Source organism: Scandinavium sp. M-37 (assembly GCF_043558715.1).
GTDB lineage: Bacteria > Pseudomonadota > Gammaproteobacteria > Enterobacterales > Enterobacteriaceae > Scandinavium > Scandinavium vulneris_A.
In genome coordinates, this window is sequence record NZ_JBIGIN010000001.1 from 271,144 (window position 1) to 289,466 (window position 18,323).

Consider the following 18,323-nt stretch of genomic DNA (forward strand, 5'->3'; position numbering starts at 1 on the left):
GCCCGGCAACCTTTTTACTCCCCCTCTCTCAGATGAGTCATTAAGCCTCCCGACGCGCCATTTTTCACCTGCAGGATCTCTGCCAGCACGCTGATAGCAATCTCATTTGGCGTCTCCGCGCCGATGTCATAGCCAATAGGCGCTCGCAGACGCCCGATATCTGCCTCCGGCACGCCGTTCTCGCGCATCTGACGTAAAAAAACCTGCACTTTTCTGCGGCTGGCCAGTAATCCCAGCCAGGCAACCGGCTGAACGATCAATCGGTCTAGCGCCTCCCGGTCCTGATTGTTGGTGGCGATCAGGACAAAATCCTGCGGCTGGATCGCCATTGCATCCACCACCTCCCGAAAACTGGTCCCGTGAACCAGACGCACAGAGGCGGGAAAGTTGTCAGGATTCAGACTTCCGTAATAGATATCGCCCACGCAAATATCAAAATCTAACTGTGCGGCAGCGTGAGCAATGGCGCAATTGACATGCCCGCCGCCGATTAACAGCAGCCGGGGACGTTGGCAGTGGACGCTTATCCATACCGACATCGCGCCGCCGCAGTCAGAGCCGACCGCATCGCCACCGCCGCGTGCCATCCGACCGTGAAACATACGTGATACCTTCTCACGTAGCGCCTCAAGCGCTTCGTCAATGACTTTACGCTCAACCATGCCGCCGCCGATAGTGCCCACTATCGACCCCTCTTCACGGATTAGCATTCGGGCGGTGTGCCTGGGGGTCGATCCCCGACATTCAACAATTTCCGCCAGGGCGAAGGAACGGTTCTGTTCTTCAAGTCGTGCTGCTTCTGCAAAAATATTCATACCAACCTCTGGATGGCCGTCACAATGGTTTATGACGCCAATGCAATATTCATGCTGGTTGAAAGGCTTTTGTTTTAAAGCGTGAGAAGCGTCCTTTTTCTTGCCCGCAGAAAGCGAAAATTGCGAGGCAGAACAAGTTATTTTCCGCGCGATGCTACATCAAGTGATGTGTTAACCAGACATCGACGTAGAGAGATTATCATTCTGATATTTTCGCGCTTTATTTGATAAACAAGTGGAGAGAAGAACATGGAGTGATTTTAATTCTCATTAAACTACTGTGAATTAATTCACACACTGCCATCGAGTTTCGAGCCGCTTCACAAATTCCTGATTGTTAATCCTCTTATCTGAATAACTGGTGTGATTGTTGCTCTTCTCCTGTCATCCGTCGGGATTATGTAAACCGGCAATGTCGTTCTAACAAATATGTCTAAGGAGAGGGTTATGGGAGATATTATGCGTCCCGTCCCGTTTGAGGAGCTTTTGACGCGCATTTTCGATGAATATCAGACTCAAGGGTCTATTTTTGGCATTCCCGAACAGCAGTTCTATTCACCACAAGCACCGCACCCGTTTAGCGTGTTTGGCGAGCACTGCGCAACACCTCTCGGTCCTGCCGCCGGGCCGCACACGCAACTGGCACAGAACATCATCACCGCCTGGCTGCTCGGCGGGCGGTTTATCGAACTGAAAACCGTACAAATTCTCGACCGGCTGGAGCTGGAAAAACCCTGCATTGATGCTGAGGATGAAGGCTTCAACACTGAGTGGTCCACCGAGTTTACCCTGAAGAAAGCCTGGGATGAGTACCTCAAGGCATGGTTCGCGCTGCATCTGCTGGAGCACGTTTTTGCTCTGACGCCCAATAAAGACGGCAAGTCCTTTGTTTTTAATATGAGCGTCGGCTACAACCTCGACGGTATCAAGCAACCGCCGATGCAGGAGTTCATTGACAACATGATGGACGCCTCCGCCCATCCGAAATTCGCTCAGTACCGCGACATCCTTAATCGCTGGTTGCACGATAAGAACTTTATCGACAGCCTGCCGCAAAGTGCCCGCAAAGCGGAGCTCGATACGCTGGCGCAGCGCGTTCCCGGCATCCTGGTTCAGGGTGTCACCCTTTCCACCATGCACGGCTGCCCGCCGGATGAAATCGAAGCCATTTGCCGCTACATGCTGGCAGAGAAGCACATCAATACCTTCGTCAAACTGAACCCGACCCTGCTTGGTTTTGCGCGCGTACGTGAGATCCTCGACACCTGCGGCTTTGACTATATCGGCCTCAGCGAAGCGTCGTTTGAGCACGACCTGAAGATTGATCAGGCGCTGGAAATGCTGACCCGCCTGATGGCACTGGCGAAAACCCGCAATCTGGGCTTCGGCGTCAAGCTGACCAATACCCTTGGCACGCTCAACAATAAAGGCGCACTGCCCGGGGACGAGATGTACATGTCCGGCCGCGCCCTGTTCCCGCTGTCGATCAACGTGGCCGCCCTGCTCTCCAGAGCATTTGATGGCAAGCTGCCTATCTCCTATTCCGGCGGCGCCAGCCAAATCAACATCCGCGACATCTTTGAAACCGGCATCCGGCCGATCACCATGGCGACTGATCTCTTGAAACCCGGTGGCTACCTGCGCCTGACCGCCTGTATGCGCGAACTGGAACAGGCCGACGGCTGGAACATGACACAGGTTGACGTCGAGCGTCTGAACGCGCTGGCGGAGAGAGCGGTCAGCATGGAGTACACCCAGAAGCAGTGGAAACCGGACGATCGCATCGACACAGGCGAACCATTACCGTTGACCGACTGCTACGTCGCTCCCTGTGTCACCGCCTGCGCCATCAAGCAGGATATCCCGGAATATATTCGCCTCTTGGGCGAGCACCGCTACGCCGACGCGTTGGCGCTGATTTATCAGCGCAACGCCCTACCGGCCATCACCGGCCACATTTGCGATCACCAGTGCCAATACAACTGTACCCGCCTCGACTATGACAGCGCTCTCAATATCCGCGAGCTGAAAAAAGTGGCGCTGGAAAAAGGCTGGGAGGCGTACCAGCAGCGCTGGCATAAACCGGCTGGATCTGGCTCCATGCACCCGGTAGCGGTGATTGGCGCGGGTCCGGCAGGGCTTGCGGCGGGCTACTTCCTCGCGCGCGCAGGTCATCCGGTGACCCTGTTTGAGCGCGAAGCCAATGCAGGCGGCGTGGTGCAGAACATCATTCCGCAGTTCCGCATCCCGGGAGAGCTTATCCAGCAAGACATCGACTTTGTGGTCAATCACGGGGTCAACATTGTTTACGGTTGCGATCCGCACCTGACGGTTGAAAAACTGCAGGCGCAAGGCTTCCGCTACGTGCTTGTTGGCACCGGTACTGACAAGAACAGCGGCGTCACGCTGCGAGGTGATAACCAGAACGTGCATAAATCCCTCCCGTTCTTAAAAGCGTTCAACCGTGGCGACACACTGAATATGGGCAAACACGTCGCCATCGTCGGCGCGGGCAATACCGCGATGGACTGCGCTCGCGCCGCATTACGTGTGCCGGGCGTGCAAAGTGCCACTATCGTCTATCGCCGCTCGCAGCAGGAGATGCCCGCCTGGCGCGAAGAGTATGAAGAGGCAGCTCACGACGGCGTCAATTTTGAATGGTTGTGCAATCCCGAGCAGTTCAACGCCGACGGGACTCTCGAAGTGCGGGTGATGAGACTGGGTGAAGCGGATGAAAAAGGCCGCCGCCGTCCGATAGCCACCGATGAGACCCGGGTGCTGAAGATTGACTCCCTGATCACCGCCATCGGTGAGCAGCAGGATAGCGAGGCATTATCGGCGATGGGGATCCCGCTTGACCCACAGGGTTGGCCGGTGGTTAACGCCGAAGGCGAAACCAGCCATTCTAATGTGTTCCTGATTGGCGACGTGCAGCGCGGTCCCTCCTCGATAGTTTCTGCGATTGGCAACGCTCGCCGGGCAACCGATGTCATTTTGGCTCGGGAAAATATAGCCAGCCATCACAACAACAAGCGCTGGAACAACGTTGATCCCGCGGAGATTTACCAGCGTAAAGGCAACATCGCTATCACTCAGGTTGATAAAGACAATCGCGAGGTCTTCGTGGTGCAGGAAGCGAGTCGCTGCCTGGAGTGTAACTACGTCTGCAGCAAGTGCGTTGACGTCTGCCCGAACCGCGCCAACGTCTCAATTGCCGTGCCAGGATTCCAGAATCGTTTCCAGACGCTGCACCTCGACGCCTATTGCAATGAGTGCGGTAACTGCGCCCAGTTCTGCCCATGGCAGGGCCGTCCGTACAAGGATAAAGTGACCGTCTTCAGCCTGGAGCAGGATTTTGTCAACAGCACCAATCCGGGCTTCTTCATCGACAGCGGAAAAGTCACCGTGCGTCAGGACGGCAACGTTTGGCAGCGCCCTATCAATAGTAACGGCCAGTGCGACAGCGTGCCTGAAGGGCTTGAAGATATCTTTCGCATCATTAGTCATGTTCATCAGCATCATAGCTATCTGCTGGGAGGCGTCGAAGTATGAGCATCATCATTCTTAAAAATGCCACCGCCGCGCAGTTATATCCGGCGAAAGTGTGGGAAAAGGTCGATATTGCTATTGAAAATGGCAAAATCCTCGACGTCGGTCCAGCGCTGGCTCAGCGCTATCCGCAAGCGCAAACCAAAGAGATGCATGGGCGACTGGTCATGCCTGGAATGGTTTGCTCCCACAACCACTTTTACTCGGGCCTGTCCCGCGGCATTCAGGCGAATATCGCCCCGAGCCCGGACTTTATCTCCACCCTGAAAAACCTCTGGTGGCGGCTCGATCTGGCACTGGACGAGGAGTCTCTCTATTACAGTGGACTTATCTGCGCCATGGAGGCCGTGCGCAGCGGCTGTACGGCGGTCATCGACCACCATGCATCGCCAAACTATATTGCTGGATCTCTGAGCCAGCTACGTAACGCTTTCATTAAGGTTGGCCTGCGCGGAATGACCTGTTTCGAAACCACCGATCGCAACAACGGCAGCCGCGAGTTGTGCGACGGTGTGGAAGAGAACATTCGCTTCGCTAAAGAGATCGATGCCGCGCGGCAGAAAGGTGACGAACCTTATCTGGTGGAATCCCATATCGGCGCCCACGCGCCGTTCACCGTGCCCGACGAGGGGCTGGCGATGTTGAGCGAAGCGCTGAAAGCGACCGGGCGCGGCCTACACATTCATGCCGCGGAAGACAGTTACGATGTCTCTCATAGCCATCACCGCTATGGTAAGGATCTACTGGTACGGTTGGCGGAGTTTGACCTGATTGACAGCAAAACGCTGATTGCTCACGGCCTCTATCTCTCCGACGCCGACATTGAGCTGCTGAACGCTAAGAACGGTTTCCTGGTACATAATGCGCGCTCGAACATGAACAACCACGTCGGCTATAACCCTCGCCTGCCGCAAATCCACAACCTGGCGCTGGGTACTGACGGCATTGGCTCCGATATGTTTGAGGAAATGAAGTTTGCTTTCTTCAAACACCGCGATGCCGGGGGCCCGTGGTGGCCGGACAGCTTTGCGAAGACGCTGAGCAACGGTAACGAACTGTTGAGCCGCAACTTTGGCGCACCGTTTGGCCGGCTGGAGGCGGGCTGCATGGCTGACCTAACAATCTGCGACTACCTACCGCCGACACCGCTAATTGCAAATAACGTTGCGGGCCATATTGCCTTCGGTCTGGGATCCAACAACGTTCACAGTGTGATGGTGAACGGGCTGATGATCTATGAAGATCGCCAGTTCAGATTCAACTGTGCGCCAATCTTCAAAAAAGCACAGGACGTGGCGAAGAAGATGTGGGAGAGGATGGATGCCCTACCGTGATAGCGTCACTAGCGTAACGCTATCAGCAAGCCCGGCCAGCAATGGCCGGGCTTTTTACTGGCCCGGCAAAAGAACTTACAGTGTAAACAGCACGGCAGTAGCGATATTGCGCTGCTTTTGCAGGTCATCAAGCTGCTTTTCGGTCATCTTGCTAAGCGCAGCGGTAGGGCAAACGTCCACACAGGCGGGGCCGCGACTCCGGTCGCCGCACAAATCGCACTTCACGATAACCGGAGCCTGCCCGGCATTCACTTCAATGGTGATGGCACCAAACGGACAGGCCACCGCACAGCTCTGACAGCCGATGCAATGCCTGGCATCGGCTTCTACCCGCTCACTCCCCATACTGAGCGCGCCAGTGGGACAGGCCCCCACGCAGGGGGCGTTCTCACACTGATGACACATGACCGGCACGCTGAGATCATCGAGGCGCATCACGGTGAGGCGCGGATGAAACTCCGCGCCCGCAACCACATGCTCCAGCGCACAAGCCACCTCACAAGTTCTACAGCCGATACAATCTTGTGGGCTGGCGACGATAAAATTGGTCATACCTCCTCCTTCTCTCTGAACCGAGCCAACATCTCACTGGCTGCCGTCCGCCCTGCGGCCATGGCGGTGACCACCAGGTCTGCCCCGGTCACCGCATCGCCCCCGGCAAAGATTTTGTCATTGCTGGTTTGTGTGGTTGCGCGCCCTTTACCACCGGTAAGAATTTGCCCCCAGCGATCCCGTTTGATGCCGTGGCCGCGCAGCCACGGCATATCGTGCGCCTGAAAACCAAAGGCCATGATCAATACGTCGGCTGGCAGCTCAAACTCCGATCCGGCAATCGGCTGCGGGCGGCGACGGCCGTCCGGGCCAGGCTCACCCATTTTGGTGCGTATCATCCCGACTGCGCTGACCTGTCCTTTGCGGTTGCGCTGGATATACTGCGGCTGGACGTTGAACTCGAAGTTCACCCCTTCTTCCCGGGCATTCACCACCTCTTTTTTCGATCCCGGCATACTCAGCTCGTCTCGACGGTAAGCGCAGGTCACACTCGTGGCACCACGGCGAACCGCGGTACGCAGACAATCCATCGCCGTGTCTCCACCGCCCAATACGACCACATTCTTACCCTGGATGCCGGTCAGCGGATATTCAGCGCTCTCTTCCAACCCCATCACCTCTCGAGTGCTGGCAATCAGGAACGGCAGTGCCTGGATCACCCCCGGGGCATCTTCTCCTTCCAGACCGGCGGCCATCAGTCCATAAGTGCCGACGCCAAGGAAGAGGGCATCGTAGTTCTCTATCAGGTCGCTGAAGGCCACGTCGCGGCCGATCTCCTGGTTGAGATGGAAGTGAATACCCATGTTGCTGAAGATTTCACGCCGTACCGCCAGTATGTGTTTATCAAGTTTGAACGGCGGAATGCCGAAGGTCAGAAGACCGCCTATCTCCGGATGCCGGTCAAATACGTCAACATGCACGCCACTGCGGGCCAGAATATCCGCGCAGCCGAGACCGGCAGGCCCGGCACCGATTACCGCCACCCGCTCTTTGCGCGGGGTAATATCACCGATGGTCGGCCGCCAACCCATTGCCAGCGCGGTATCGGTGATATAGCGCTCGAGGTTGCCGATAGCTACCGAGCCGCCCTCACTCTTCAGAGTACAGGCCCCCTCGCAGAGACGCTCCTGTGGACAGACACGACCGCAGATCTCCGGTAGCGAACTGCTCTGGTGGCACAGCTCGGCGGCCTCAATTATTTTGCCCTCGTTCACCAGACGGATGAAATCCGGAATCGAGTTATGCAGCGGGCAGGTCCAGTTGCACCACGCTTTCTGTGCGCAGTAGAGGCAACGCTCGCTCTCGTATTCGGCATCACACTCTCCCAGCGGCGGATAGATCTCCTCGAAGTGCTCGCGGCGCGCATTCGCGGCAACTTTTTTCGCCCCAACCCGTGGCGCTTTATCGAGAATCGCGTTGCGGCGTTCGCCACGAAGCGGCCCCGTGAGCTGACCCATGACAGAACGAACCTGGCGTTCCTTTCGAAGCGCAGTGATGCTCACCTCATCTATCAGGCGCAGTGCCTGAGTCGGGCAACTGGCGACACAGGCCTGTTGCCCGGAAGAATGCTCGCTACAGAGATCGCATTTGTGTGCCAACAGCGGAGCATCGTCATCGTTAGCAACCATCTCGATTGCGCCAAATGGGCAGGCAACCACGCAATTTTTACACCCTATACACAGCGTCTTTTTAAACTGGACGCTGTTGTTGACGAATTGCAGCGCCTGAGTCGGACAGGAGGTGACGCAGGGGGCATTATTACAGTGGTGGCAGGTTGTCGCACTGCTCGCCTTGCTGTGGAATAAAACATGAATGCGCGGAAGAAAATCACTACGCTGCACGGGCCAGCTATCCTGATGATGCGCGGTAACACAGGCCACTTCACAAACGTGACATCCAATGCAGTTCGCGGAATCGGCAACGATAAATTTATTCATTTGCTTCCCTTTATTATTTTTAAACTCACTCAGGAAAACGATGCAATAATCAGGCGATTTTTGTTGTTTCATTCACACCGCACTCATTTTTGCGACTTACCTCAAATAAATATTCGCGTATTGATCAAGATATACAGTGCCTATCAATAAGATCACACGAGCTTACCGTTCAACCACTCTCTCCTTCGACCCTATTGATAATTTTATGCGCGGCGAATGATACCAATATGAGACATGCCCTATCTCATATTGATATCTCTCAATAATTAACGGCCTGGCCTATTCCTGCGCGATCACAATCGGCGAGCATAATATCCATTAACCCGTGAGTTATTTCACAATTATGCCTTTCGATAGGTGGTGTGCTTATTTTTTGGCACAGCTTACGCATATTACTCACCGTGTGCGCAACACGCTGATGATGCCATCAGCTCAGGGAGGTTGCGACCTTCGAATCGTAACTTCGGCTCTGTTCACTCACTTACCGGGCGAAGTCGTACAGGAGACAACAATTTCATGAAAGATAATGCCATTCCGGCCTCACGAATTTCGGGTTATGTCCCGCCTGTTGATGAAATATTACCCATCACACAGATGTTCCTTTATGGCCTGCAACATGTGTTGGTGATGTATGCGGGCGCGGTGGCGGTTCCACTGGTGGTCGGTAATGCGGTGGGTTTGCCACCCGATCACATTATTTTGTTAATCAGCGCCGATCTTTTTATCTGCGGTATCGCCACTATTGTGCAGTCGCTGGGCATCGGCAAGAGACTGGGCTGCAAGCTACCGCTGATTCAGGGCTGTACCTTTGCGGCACTGATCCCGATGGTGCTGATAGGTAAAGAGTACGGGATCGGCGGCATTTCCGGTGCAGTGATCGTTTCGGGGATATTTATCCTTTGCTGCGCCCCGTGGATAAGCAAACTGATTCGTTTCTTCCCGAAAGTGGTAATGGGCAGCATCGTGGCTCTTATCGGCATGTCGATTATGCCGGTTGCGGGCGGCTGGATCGGTGGTGGCAACAGTGAGATGGCAGGCTTCGGGGCGCCTTTCGCGCTGATAATGGCCTTCGTTACCCTTGTTATCATTCTGAATATCTATACCTTTGCCTCCGGAGTGCTGAAAAACACCTCAGTGCTGATTGGTCTGATCATCGGCACCGTGCTCTGGAGTTTTTTTAGGCCGCTCGACTTCAGTCTGGTGAATGCCACGCCATGGCTGCATCTGCCGAAGCTGATGCCATTTGCCAGACCGGAGTTTCACATTATCCCTGCCGCCCTGCTCTCCATGGTAATGGTGGTGGTGATGGTGGAAACGATGTCCTCGATGATGGCCACTGGCGAGATTGTCGGTAAAAAAGTCGATGCCACAATGCTACGAAATGGGCTTAACACATGCGGCATCGCCACGACTTTCTGCGGCTTCTTTAACCTCTTCCCCTACTCCGCCTTTGCGCAGAATGTTGGCCTGATCGGATTGACCGGAGTGCGCAGCCGATTTGTGGTGTCAATGTCAGGTATCATTCTGATTCTGATGGGGGTCTTTTCCAAGATGGCGGCGCTGGTGGTGCTTATCCCGAAACCCATTCTCGGCGGTGCGGGCATCGTGATGTTCGGTATGGTTGCCGTATCGGGGATACGAACTCTCGGCCAGGTTAACTATAAAAACAACAATAACGGCATGGTGGTCGCCCTGACCCTCGGGTTGGGTATGATGCCGGTGCTGGTGCCTAATCTGTTCACGCAGTTTTCACCCATGATTCAGCTGTTCCTGCACAGCGGGATCACCATCGGCACCCTGACCGCCATTGTCGCCAACCTAACGCTCAACGGTAGCGTTCCGTTACGCGTCAGCCACGAAGCCCTGACACCCGACCCGGCTCCGCCCAGTTCAGCGGCGCGCAACATGGCCGTCAGAACGGTCAGAATGTGGCTACTGCTGCGGAAAGTGAAGAAAGATCAGCTTCCCGAGGAACCCCAGGAAGAATAAATCATGCTCATTCGCCTTGTGTTTGCGCTGATAACGCTCCTGCTGCTGGCACTCCCTACCGTGCAGCAGGCAGTCGAGCTCGGTATCAACAGCCGCTTCAGCTTCGGTCTGCTGTTCTAAGTTTGGTTTCATCAGGAACATTGCTATGAATACTGTAACAACCGTCTGCCCCTACTGCGCCTCCGGCTGCAAAATGCAGCTAACGATGGATAATGGCAAAATTACCCGCGCCGATGCGGCGATGGGGAAAAACAACCAGGGAACCCTATGTCTGAAAGGCTACTACGGCTGGGATTTTATTGACGATCCACAGATCCTCACCCCGCGCCTGAAAAAACCGATGATTCGCCGCCAGCGAGGCGGCAAACTGGAGTCCGTATCCTGGGCCGAAGCGCTCGATTATGTGGCGAGCCGCCTCAGCGCGATCAAAGATAAATACGGCCCGGATGCCATTCAGACCACCGGTTCATCACGCGGTACCGGGAATGAAACCAACTACATCATGCAGAAATTTGCGCGCGCCGTTATTGGTACCAATAACGTCGACTGCTGCGCACGTGTCTGACACGGCCCCTCGGTTGCAGGTCTGCACCAGTCGGTCGGTAACGGCGCCATGAGTAATGCTATCACTGAGATCGATAATACCGATTTAGTGTTTATCTTCGGGTATAACCCGGCAGATTCTCACCCGATTGTGGCGAATCATATTCTTAACGCCAAACGCAATGGGGGAAAAATTATCGTTTGCGATCCGCGCAAAATTGAAACGGCGCGCATCGCTGATATGCACCTCGCGCTGCATAATGGATCTAATATTGCCCTGCTCAACGCTATTGGCCACGTGATAATCAAAGAAGATCTCTATGATAAATCGTTTGTGGCCAATCGCTCGGAAGGCTTCGACAATTATCGCAGCATCGTTGAGAGCTATACCCCTGAGTCGGTTGAGAAAATAACCGGCATCAGCGCCAGGCAGATCCGCGACTGCGCAAGAATGTACGCCACGGCGAAAACCGCCACCATCCTATGGGGGATGGGCGTGACCCAATTCTGGCAGGGCGTAGAAACCGTGCGCTCCCTCACAAGCCTTGCGATCCTCACTGGCAATCTCGGCAAGCCGCACGTCGGCGTCAACCCGGTGCGCGGCCAGAATAATGTCCAGGGTGCCTGCGACATGGGGGCGCTACCGGATACCTATCCGGGCTATCAGTACGTCAATAACCCGGCGCACCGCGAGAAATTTGCCAAAGCCTGGGGCGTGGAGAGCCTCCCGGAACATAGTGGCTACCGCATCAGCGAGTTGCCACACCGGGTGACCCACGGCGAAGTCCGCGCTGCCTATATCATGGGCGAGGACCCACTACAGACCGATGCCGACCTTTCCGAAGTGCGTAAAGCCTTTGAAGGTCTGGAGCTGGTGATCGTGCAGGATATTTTTATGACCAAAACGGCTGCTGCGGCAGACGTCATCCTGCCTTCCACCTCCTGGGGTGAACATGAAGGGGTATATACCGCAGCAGATCGCGGCTTCCAGCGCTTCTTCAAGGCCGTTGAACCGAAATGGGACCTGAAGACCGACTGGCAGATTATCTGTGAGATAGCCACCCGAATGGGCTTCCCAATGCATTACGATAATACGAAGCAGATCTGGGACGAGTTGCGCCACCTCTGCCCTAACTTCTTTGGCGCTACCTACGAGAAAATGGGCGAGCTGGGCTATATCCAGTGGCCGTGTTGCGATGAGTCAGACGCCGACCAGGGAACATCGTATCTGTTCGAGGAGAGCTTCTCTACCCCAAACGGGTTGGCGCAGTTTTTCACTTGCGAATGGCAGGCACCGTTGGACAAACTCAGCGAGGAGTATCCGATGGTGCTATCGACGGTGCGGGAAGTCGGCCACTACTCCTGCCGTTCGATGACCGGCAACTGTGCCGCGCTAGCGAAGCTGGCCGACGAGCCCGGTTACGCGCAAATCAACACCGCCGACGCCCGGCGTCTGGGGATCGAGGATGAGGAGCTGGTGTGGGTTAACTCCCGTAAGGGCAAGGTGATCACCCGGGCGAAAGTCAGTGATCGCCCCAACCTCAGCGCGGTATATATGACCTACCAATGGTGGATCGGCGCCTGCAACGAGCTGGTAACCGAAAATCTGAGTCCAATAACCAAAACGCCGGAATACAAATACTGCGCAGTGAACATTGAGCGGATTGCCGATCAGCAAGCAGCGGAGCGGTATGTGATTGAGGAGTATGACAAACTAAAGGATCGGTTGAGGGAAAGCGCTAAGGGGTGAGTTTGATTTATGCGGTTTTCCTGAGCCACTACACTTTGTCGTGATGTGATGGACGTTCCTCCCTCAGCATAAGTCCTGCCACACTTATGCTGAGTGTTAGAGGTACTGCATCATGACGGCTTTGTTAATGGAATGGTCGCCCCTACATAGTCGGTTGTGTTGTCCCAAACGAACATGAATTTTGCTACCAGTCCATCCACACTCCGCCCTGGTCGCTGCTGGCGCGCAGGGTTTCAATAAAGCGCATCCCGGACAGCCCTTCCATAATCCCCGGCAGCAGCGGCGTTGTGCCACCGCGAATTTTCGTTGCCGCCTCACGGTAGATTTGCGCGAAACCTTCCAGATAGCCCTCCGGGTGACCCGCAGGCGTGCGGCACTGATGGCGGATAGAATCATGATTATTCACGCCGTTACGCGTGACAACGTAACTATTCCCGTGCAGCGGATGGATTTCCAGAATCTCCGGCTGCTGCTGGCGGAAGCAGATGCTGCCCCGACTCCCCACAATTCGCAAACGCAGATCGTTTTCAAAGCCCGGCGCAACCTGGCTTGCCCACAGGCGGCCCCTGGCGCCGTTGGCATAACGCATTTCGGCGTAAACTTCGTCGTCCAGTTCGCGCCCTTCAATGCGGGTCAGCAGCTCGCCGCGAATGGATTCTGGCTCCATACCGCTGACAAACGCCGCCAGCTGCCAGGCGTGGGTGCCAATGTCGCCAATCGCCCCTGCCCCTGCAAACTGCGCTTTGCCGCGCCAGCTGGCCTGCTTGTTGTCCGTTAATTCCAGCCGGTCGTTCAGCCAGCCCTGCAAATATTCCACTTCCACGTTGCGGACATCGCCAATTTCGCTGTTAGCGATGCGCGCCCTTGCCTCACGCACCATCGGCAGCGCGCTGTAGTTATGGGTCAGAATGAAATGGGAACCGCTCTGCTTGATAAGAAACGCCAGCGCTTCCCCTTCCGCAAGGCTGACGCCCAGCGGCTTGTCGCAAATGACATGAATTTTCTTTTCAACAAATGCTTTGGCGATGGGAACGTGGAGGAAATTAGGCGTGACGATGGCTACGGCTTCAATACCGTCCGATCTTGCGACCTCTTGTTCCGCCATCTCCTGCCAGCTTGCGTAACAGCGATCGGGTTCGACAAACAGCGCTTCTCCGCTGCGTTTTGCCACCTCCGGCGAAGAGGAAAACGCGCCCGCAACCAGCTCAAACTGATCGTCCAGCCGCGCCGCGATGCGATGCACGCCGCCAATAAACGAACCTTCACCGCCGCCCACCATGCCTAAACGTATACGTTTTTTCATCGTTCCCCCTCCAGTCCTAGCATTTTACGCACTGCGGCGGTGTCGCTCTCGTGCTGGGCAAAATCGTCAAAAGCATAGTCAGCAACGGGAATGATGTGGTCTGCGATAAACGTCGCCCCTTCGCGCGCGCCCGCTTCGCCCGATTTCAGACAGCATTCCCACTCAAGCGTCGCCCACCCCTCGTAGTCGTACTGCGCCAGCCTGCTGAAAATGCCTTTAAAATCGACCTGCCCGTCGCCCAGCGAACGGAAACGCCCTGGACGTTCAACCCACGGCTGGAATCCTGCATATACGCCGCTGCGGGCAGAGCGTTGAAACTCCGCATCTTTTACATGGAAGGCCTTAATACGGGAGTGATAAAGATCGATAAAGCCGAGGTAGTCCATGTGCTGCAGCAACATGTGGCTTGGGTCAAAAAGAATATTGCAACGCGGATGGTTATCAACGAGTTTCAGAAAACGCTCGAACGTGACGCCATCATGCAAATCTTCGCCGGGATGTAGCTCATAACAAACGTCGACGCCAGCCTCGTCAAAAACATCCAGCACGGGCCGCCAGCGGTTTGCCAGCTCTTTAAAGGCCTCATCGATAAGTACGGCATTGCGCGGTGGCCACGGATAGAAATAAGGCCAGGCCAGCGCGCCGGAGAACGTGGCGTGGGCCTTCAGGCCCAGGTTTTGCGAAGCCCGCGCCGCCTGCTTCAGGCTTTCAACGCCCCACTGCTGGCGGGCCTTAGCATCGTGCGCCAGCTCCGGTGGGGCAAAACCAGCAAACGCGGCGTCGTAAGCCGGATGCACGGCAATCAGTTGACCCTGCAAATGCGTTGAAAGCTCGCTGATTTGCAGACCGACGTTAGCCAGCGTGCCGCTGATTTCCGCGCAGTAGTCTTTGCTTTCTGCGGCTTTGGACAGATCGAAAATATGCGGCAGATGCGTCGGGATCTGCACCGCTTTGTAGCCCAGTCCAGCAGCCCAGGCCGCCAGGGTTTCCAGCGAGTTAAACGGCGGTCTGTCACCGATAAACTGGGAAAGGAAAATGGATGGCCCTTTTAGCGTTTTCATTACGAAACCTCCTGAATGTTCACCATGCGCTGCTCGCGTGCCGCGAGGTCAGCCGCCAGCACCACCGCCAGGCTCTCAATGGCCTGCTGCTGGTGCTGCGTTAAATCGTTATCGTCAAGAATTGCACGGGCAAAGAACTGTTGTTCCATCCGGCAGAGTTCAAAGTGGTCGGGTTCGCTGGTAGCGCTTATCCATTCATCCATTCGGGCAAACACGCCGTCGGCGTTTAACCGGGAGTGATGCAGACGCAGGGACTCCGTGCGGGTATGCGCTTCAACGTTTGCGGACTGCCCTTCACCGCCCGCCTCACGGGCAACAATGGAGGCGGAACCCTCCGGGCCGATAACGTCCTTAATAAAGAACGCCGTCTGGCTCATCATCGGCCCCCAGCCCGCCTCGTACCAGCCTACCGACCCATCGGTAAAGCGCACCTGGAGCTGGCCGTAATTAAACTGTTTTTCCGGGATTTCATCGCTTAACCGCACGCCGATAGCGCTGACCGAAAGCGGGCTGGCCTGGGTCATCTGGCACATCACGTCCAGATAGTGCACGCCGCAGTCCACAATCGGCGACAGCGACTGCATCAGCATTTTGTGGGTGTGCCAGGCGGCCCCGGCACTCTGCTGGTTGAGGTTCATACGCATCACCAGCGGTTTACCGAGGGTATGTGCCAGCTCGATAAACTGCTGCCAGATCGGGTGATGACGAAGAATGTAGCCAACGACGACTTTTTTACCCGCCAGTTGGGCCGTTGCCACTACGCGTTTCGCACCGGAAACGGTGGTGGCAATGGGTTTCTCGATAAAGACATGGCAACCGGCGGCCAGGGCCGTCAGCGCGAGCGCTTCATGGGTGTCCGGCCAGGTAGCGATACAAACCGCATCCGCTTGGGTCTGTTTAATCGCCTCCTGCATATCATTGAACAGCAGGAGATCGGCCCCCAGCTGCCGCTGAAGACGATTTTTAGAGTCTCCACGGGCGACCAGACCGCAGAGCGTAAATTCCGGAAGTGCTTGATAGGCCAGAGCGTGGGCTGCGCCCATATTGCCGCAGCCCACTACCAGCACCCGGAGTGCTCTATCTGCCATTATCCGCACCTTCTTTGTAATGGAAGGTGAAGAAGAAGATCGCGGCGATAACGACCGCGGCGATTGCTGGCATCCACCAGAAGTGCTGCCACTGAACCAGCGCCTCGGCCCCCTGCGCGGTGACCGAGCGGTTGAACACCGCGCCGCTGATCTGCGAGCCGATGAGCATTCCCAACCCGTAGGTGAACAGCACCAACAGGCTCTGCGCCTGGCCTTTCACCTTGTCCCCCGCCACTTTATCGGTATAGATAAAACCGATAACGAAGAAGAAGTCGTAGCACACCCCGTGCAGGATAATGCCGATGTAAATCATCCAGCGGGTTTCCTCTGCAATGCTCAGCGCGAACATGGCGTAACGCGCAAACCACGCCAGCATACCGATCAGCAGCATCATTTTGATGCCCAGGCGGCGGAAGAAGAACGGGATCAGCAGCATAAACAGCAGCTCGGACATCTGCCCGAAGGCCATTACCCCGCTGACGTTTTCAAAGCCCAGCGCAGAGATAAACGGCGCGGCGTAGGCGTAGTAAGCGGCCAGAGGAATGGAGATCAGCGTGGCGCAGATGATAAACACCATGAAGTGTTTTTGCTTCAGCAGCGCGAAGGCATCGGCGCAGACCAGGTCACGCATGGAGAGAGGTTTGCCGCGATCCGGCGCTGGCGTGTTGGGCAGCGTGAAGCTGTAGATGCCCAGCACCACCGAGGCAACGGCGGCCATGGTAAAGATCCCAGTGCTGTCAGACAGCCCGCTCATCCCGACAATCAGACCGGCAACAATCCAGCCGATGGTGCCGAAGGCGCGCACGATCGGGAAGCCCTTCTCGCTGTTTGCCAGGCTGTGGAACGCGACGTTGTTGCTGAGCGCGATGGTCGGCATATAGCAAAGCATGTAGGCGAAAACCACCCACAGCAGGCCGCTTTGCCCGCTTTCAAACATGCTCGGCAGCCACCACAGCAGCGCCGCACCAACCAGATGCAGGATGCCCAGCACTTTCTGCGAGGCAAAGAAACGGTCCACCAGCATCCCGAGCACGAACGGCGAAAGGATCGAGGCGATTGGCCCGGTGGAGTACGCATCCCCTATCACCGCGCTCAGCCCGTATTTGCCCATCACTACGCCCAGCGTTACGTACCAGGCACCCCAGACGAAAAATTCCAGAAACATCATTAACGACAGGCGCGGGATCACCCATTTATGGGTAAGAACCTGAGCCCCAACGGCTGATTGAGAAGACATACATCCTCCACGACAGAGTATTGATTTAAGGGTAAGAAGTTATTTTTGTAATCGATTACATTAACAGAACACTAAAAATGTAATCGATTTCAGAAGGGTTGCCATCCTGTCTGCGGATTATTTGATACTATTGATGCAAATCTGGAATGTGCTTCACAAATAGCCAATGCGCTTAAAGGATCAGCATGTCGATAGAGAAAGTCGCGCGTACCGCAGGTGTCTCCACCGCCACCGTCTCCAGAGTGCTAAACGGCAATCCTGCGGTTAAGCCCCATACCCGTGACAAGGTACTGGCTGCCATTGAGTCCTGCGACTACCAGCCTAACCTGCTCGCCCGTCAGCTTCGTACGGCGCGCAGCCGCATGTTATTGGTTCTTGTCTCCAACATCACCAACCCCTTCTGTGCCCGCGTCGTGCGCGGCATTGAGGAAGAAGCGGAAAAACACGGCTACCACATTCTTCTGTGTAACTCTGAATCCCGACTGACGCGCGAATCCGCCTATCTGCAATTGCTGAGCGGCAAAGTTGTGGACGGCGTGATCACCATGGATGCCATCAGCTGTCTGCCGGGTTTAACGACGCTTATCGGCGATTCCCCGTGGGTGCAGTGCGGCGAAGGTGATCCGAGCTATAACGCCTCTTCCGTAACGATCGATAACTTCAAAGCGGCCGCGGCTGCGGTGGATCACCTTACCAATGCGGGCTACAAGCGTATCGCGCTGATCAACGGCGATCTGCGTTACCTCTATTCCCAGCAGCGTGAGGCAGGTTACCGGTCGGCGACAAGCAGTGCCTGGCAGGCCGTAGTTTATGCGGACAGTCTCGAATATCAGGCAGGTGTACAGGCAATGGCGGAACTGTTTACCATGCCGGAGCCACCGGACGCCGTGTTTGCCATCTCGGACGCATTAGCCGGAGGGGCATTACATTACGCCCACATGAACGGACTGCGAGTACCGCAAGACGTAGCTATTATGGGCTTCGACGGCGTGCCGTTCGGCTCGGTAACCCACCCGCCGCTGACCACGGTCGAACAGCCAATGCACCAGTTGGGCGTGCGCAGCGTACAGCTCCTGTTAGAGAGAATTGATAACCCGGAGGTGGAAACGGTGAATGAAATTCTGGACTGGAAGCTGGTAGTGCGGGGATCGGTGTAGGGGGAACG

Annotated in this window: 12 protein-coding genes; 5 read left to right on the top strand and 7 right to left on the bottom strand. The window is 55.8% G+C overall.

What is annotated here, in order from left to right; translation table 11 throughout:
* Positions 1 to 14: 14 nt before the first annotated feature.
* A complete protein-coding gene (locus tag ACG0Z5_RS01340; protein ID WP_394444951.1) occupies positions 15 to 815 on the bottom strand; it encodes an XdhC family protein in 801 nt (266 codons plus the stop codon).
* A gap of 447 nt (positions 816 to 1,262) precedes the next feature.
* Between ACG0Z5_RS01340 and ygfK the strand changes: the two genes are divergently transcribed.
* Complete coding sequence (gene ygfK, locus ACG0Z5_RS01345) at positions 1,263 to 4,367, top strand: putative selenate reductase subunit YgfK (RefSeq protein ID WP_394444952.1); 3,105 nt, start codon at positions 1,263 to 1,265, stop codon at positions 4,365 to 4,367.
* Entirely contained in the window at positions 4,364 to 5,698 is a 1,335-nt protein-coding gene (gene ssnA, locus ACG0Z5_RS01350; protein ID WP_394444953.1) for a putative aminohydrolase SsnA, read from the top strand. The genes ygfK and ssnA overlap by 4 nt, the downstream gene beginning before the upstream one ends.
* Positions 5,699 to 5,773: 75 nt before the next feature.
* Here ssnA and ACG0Z5_RS01355 read toward each other — a convergent pair whose 3' ends face one another.
* The gene (locus ACG0Z5_RS01355) at positions 5,774 to 6,250 is read right to left on the bottom strand and encodes a 4Fe-4S dicluster domain-containing protein (protein WP_394444954.1); all 477 of its coding nucleotides are present in this window, start codon (positions 6,248 to 6,250) and stop codon (positions 5,774 to 5,776) included.
* The gene (ygfT, locus tag ACG0Z5_RS01360; protein WP_394444955.1) at positions 6,247 to 8,187 is read right to left on the bottom strand and encodes a formate-dependent uric acid utilization protein YgfT; all 1,941 of its coding nucleotides are present in this window, start codon (positions 8,185 to 8,187) and stop codon (positions 6,247 to 6,249) included. The genes ACG0Z5_RS01355 and ygfT overlap by 4 nt, the downstream gene beginning before the upstream one ends.
* Before the next feature lie 516 nt (positions 8,188 to 8,703).
* Here ygfT and ACG0Z5_RS01365 point away from each other — a divergent pair.
* Entirely contained in the window at positions 8,704 to 10,176 is a 1,473-nt protein-coding gene (locus ACG0Z5_RS01365) for a nucleobase:cation symporter-2 family protein (protein WP_394444956.1), read from the top strand.
* Between the two features lie 145 nt (positions 10,177 to 10,321).
* Positions 10,322 to 12,469 (top strand): formate dehydrogenase subunit alpha, encoded by a 2,148-nt coding sequence (gene fdhF / locus ACG0Z5_RS01370; RefSeq protein WP_394444957.1) that lies wholly within the window; start codon positions 10,322 to 10,324, stop codon positions 12,467 to 12,469.
* A 184-nt stretch (positions 12,470 to 12,653) separates the two neighbouring features.
* Here fdhF and ACG0Z5_RS01375 read toward each other — a convergent pair whose 3' ends face one another.
* Genes ACG0Z5_RS01375 through ACG0Z5_RS01390 form a run of 4 tightly spaced genes read right to left on the bottom strand, consistent with a single transcriptional unit; the run spans position 12,654 to position 17,158 of the window.
* Positions 12,654 to 13,772 (bottom strand): Gfo/Idh/MocA family protein, encoded by a 1,119-nt coding sequence (locus tag ACG0Z5_RS01375; protein WP_394444958.1) that lies wholly within the window; start codon positions 13,770 to 13,772, stop codon positions 12,654 to 12,656.
* The gene (locus ACG0Z5_RS01380; protein ID WP_394444959.1) at positions 13,769 to 14,833 is read right to left on the bottom strand and encodes a sugar phosphate isomerase/epimerase family protein; all 1,065 of its coding nucleotides are present in this window, start codon (positions 14,831 to 14,833) and stop codon (positions 13,769 to 13,771) included. The genes ACG0Z5_RS01375 and ACG0Z5_RS01380 overlap by 4 nt, the downstream gene beginning before the upstream one ends.
* A complete protein-coding gene (locus ACG0Z5_RS01385; RefSeq protein ID WP_394444960.1) occupies positions 14,833 to 15,921 on the bottom strand; it encodes a Gfo/Idh/MocA family protein in 1,089 nt (362 codons plus the stop codon). The genes ACG0Z5_RS01380 and ACG0Z5_RS01385 overlap by 1 nt, the downstream gene beginning before the upstream one ends.
* Positions 15,911 to 17,158: an MFS transporter gene (locus ACG0Z5_RS01390; protein WP_394444961.1), complete on the bottom strand. Its 1,248-nt coding sequence runs from the start codon at positions 17,156 to 17,158 to the stop codon at positions 15,911 to 15,913. Before ACG0Z5_RS01390 ends, ACG0Z5_RS01385 begins: the two co-directional genes overlap by 11 nt.
* A gap of 185 nt (positions 17,159 to 17,343) precedes the next feature.
* Between ACG0Z5_RS01390 and ACG0Z5_RS01395 the strand changes: the two genes are divergently transcribed.
* Complete coding sequence (locus tag ACG0Z5_RS01395; RefSeq protein ID WP_394444962.1) at positions 17,344 to 18,315, top strand: LacI family DNA-binding transcriptional regulator; 972 nt, start codon at positions 17,344 to 17,346, stop codon at positions 18,313 to 18,315.
* The last annotated feature ends 8 nt before the right edge of the window (positions 18,316 to 18,323 follow it).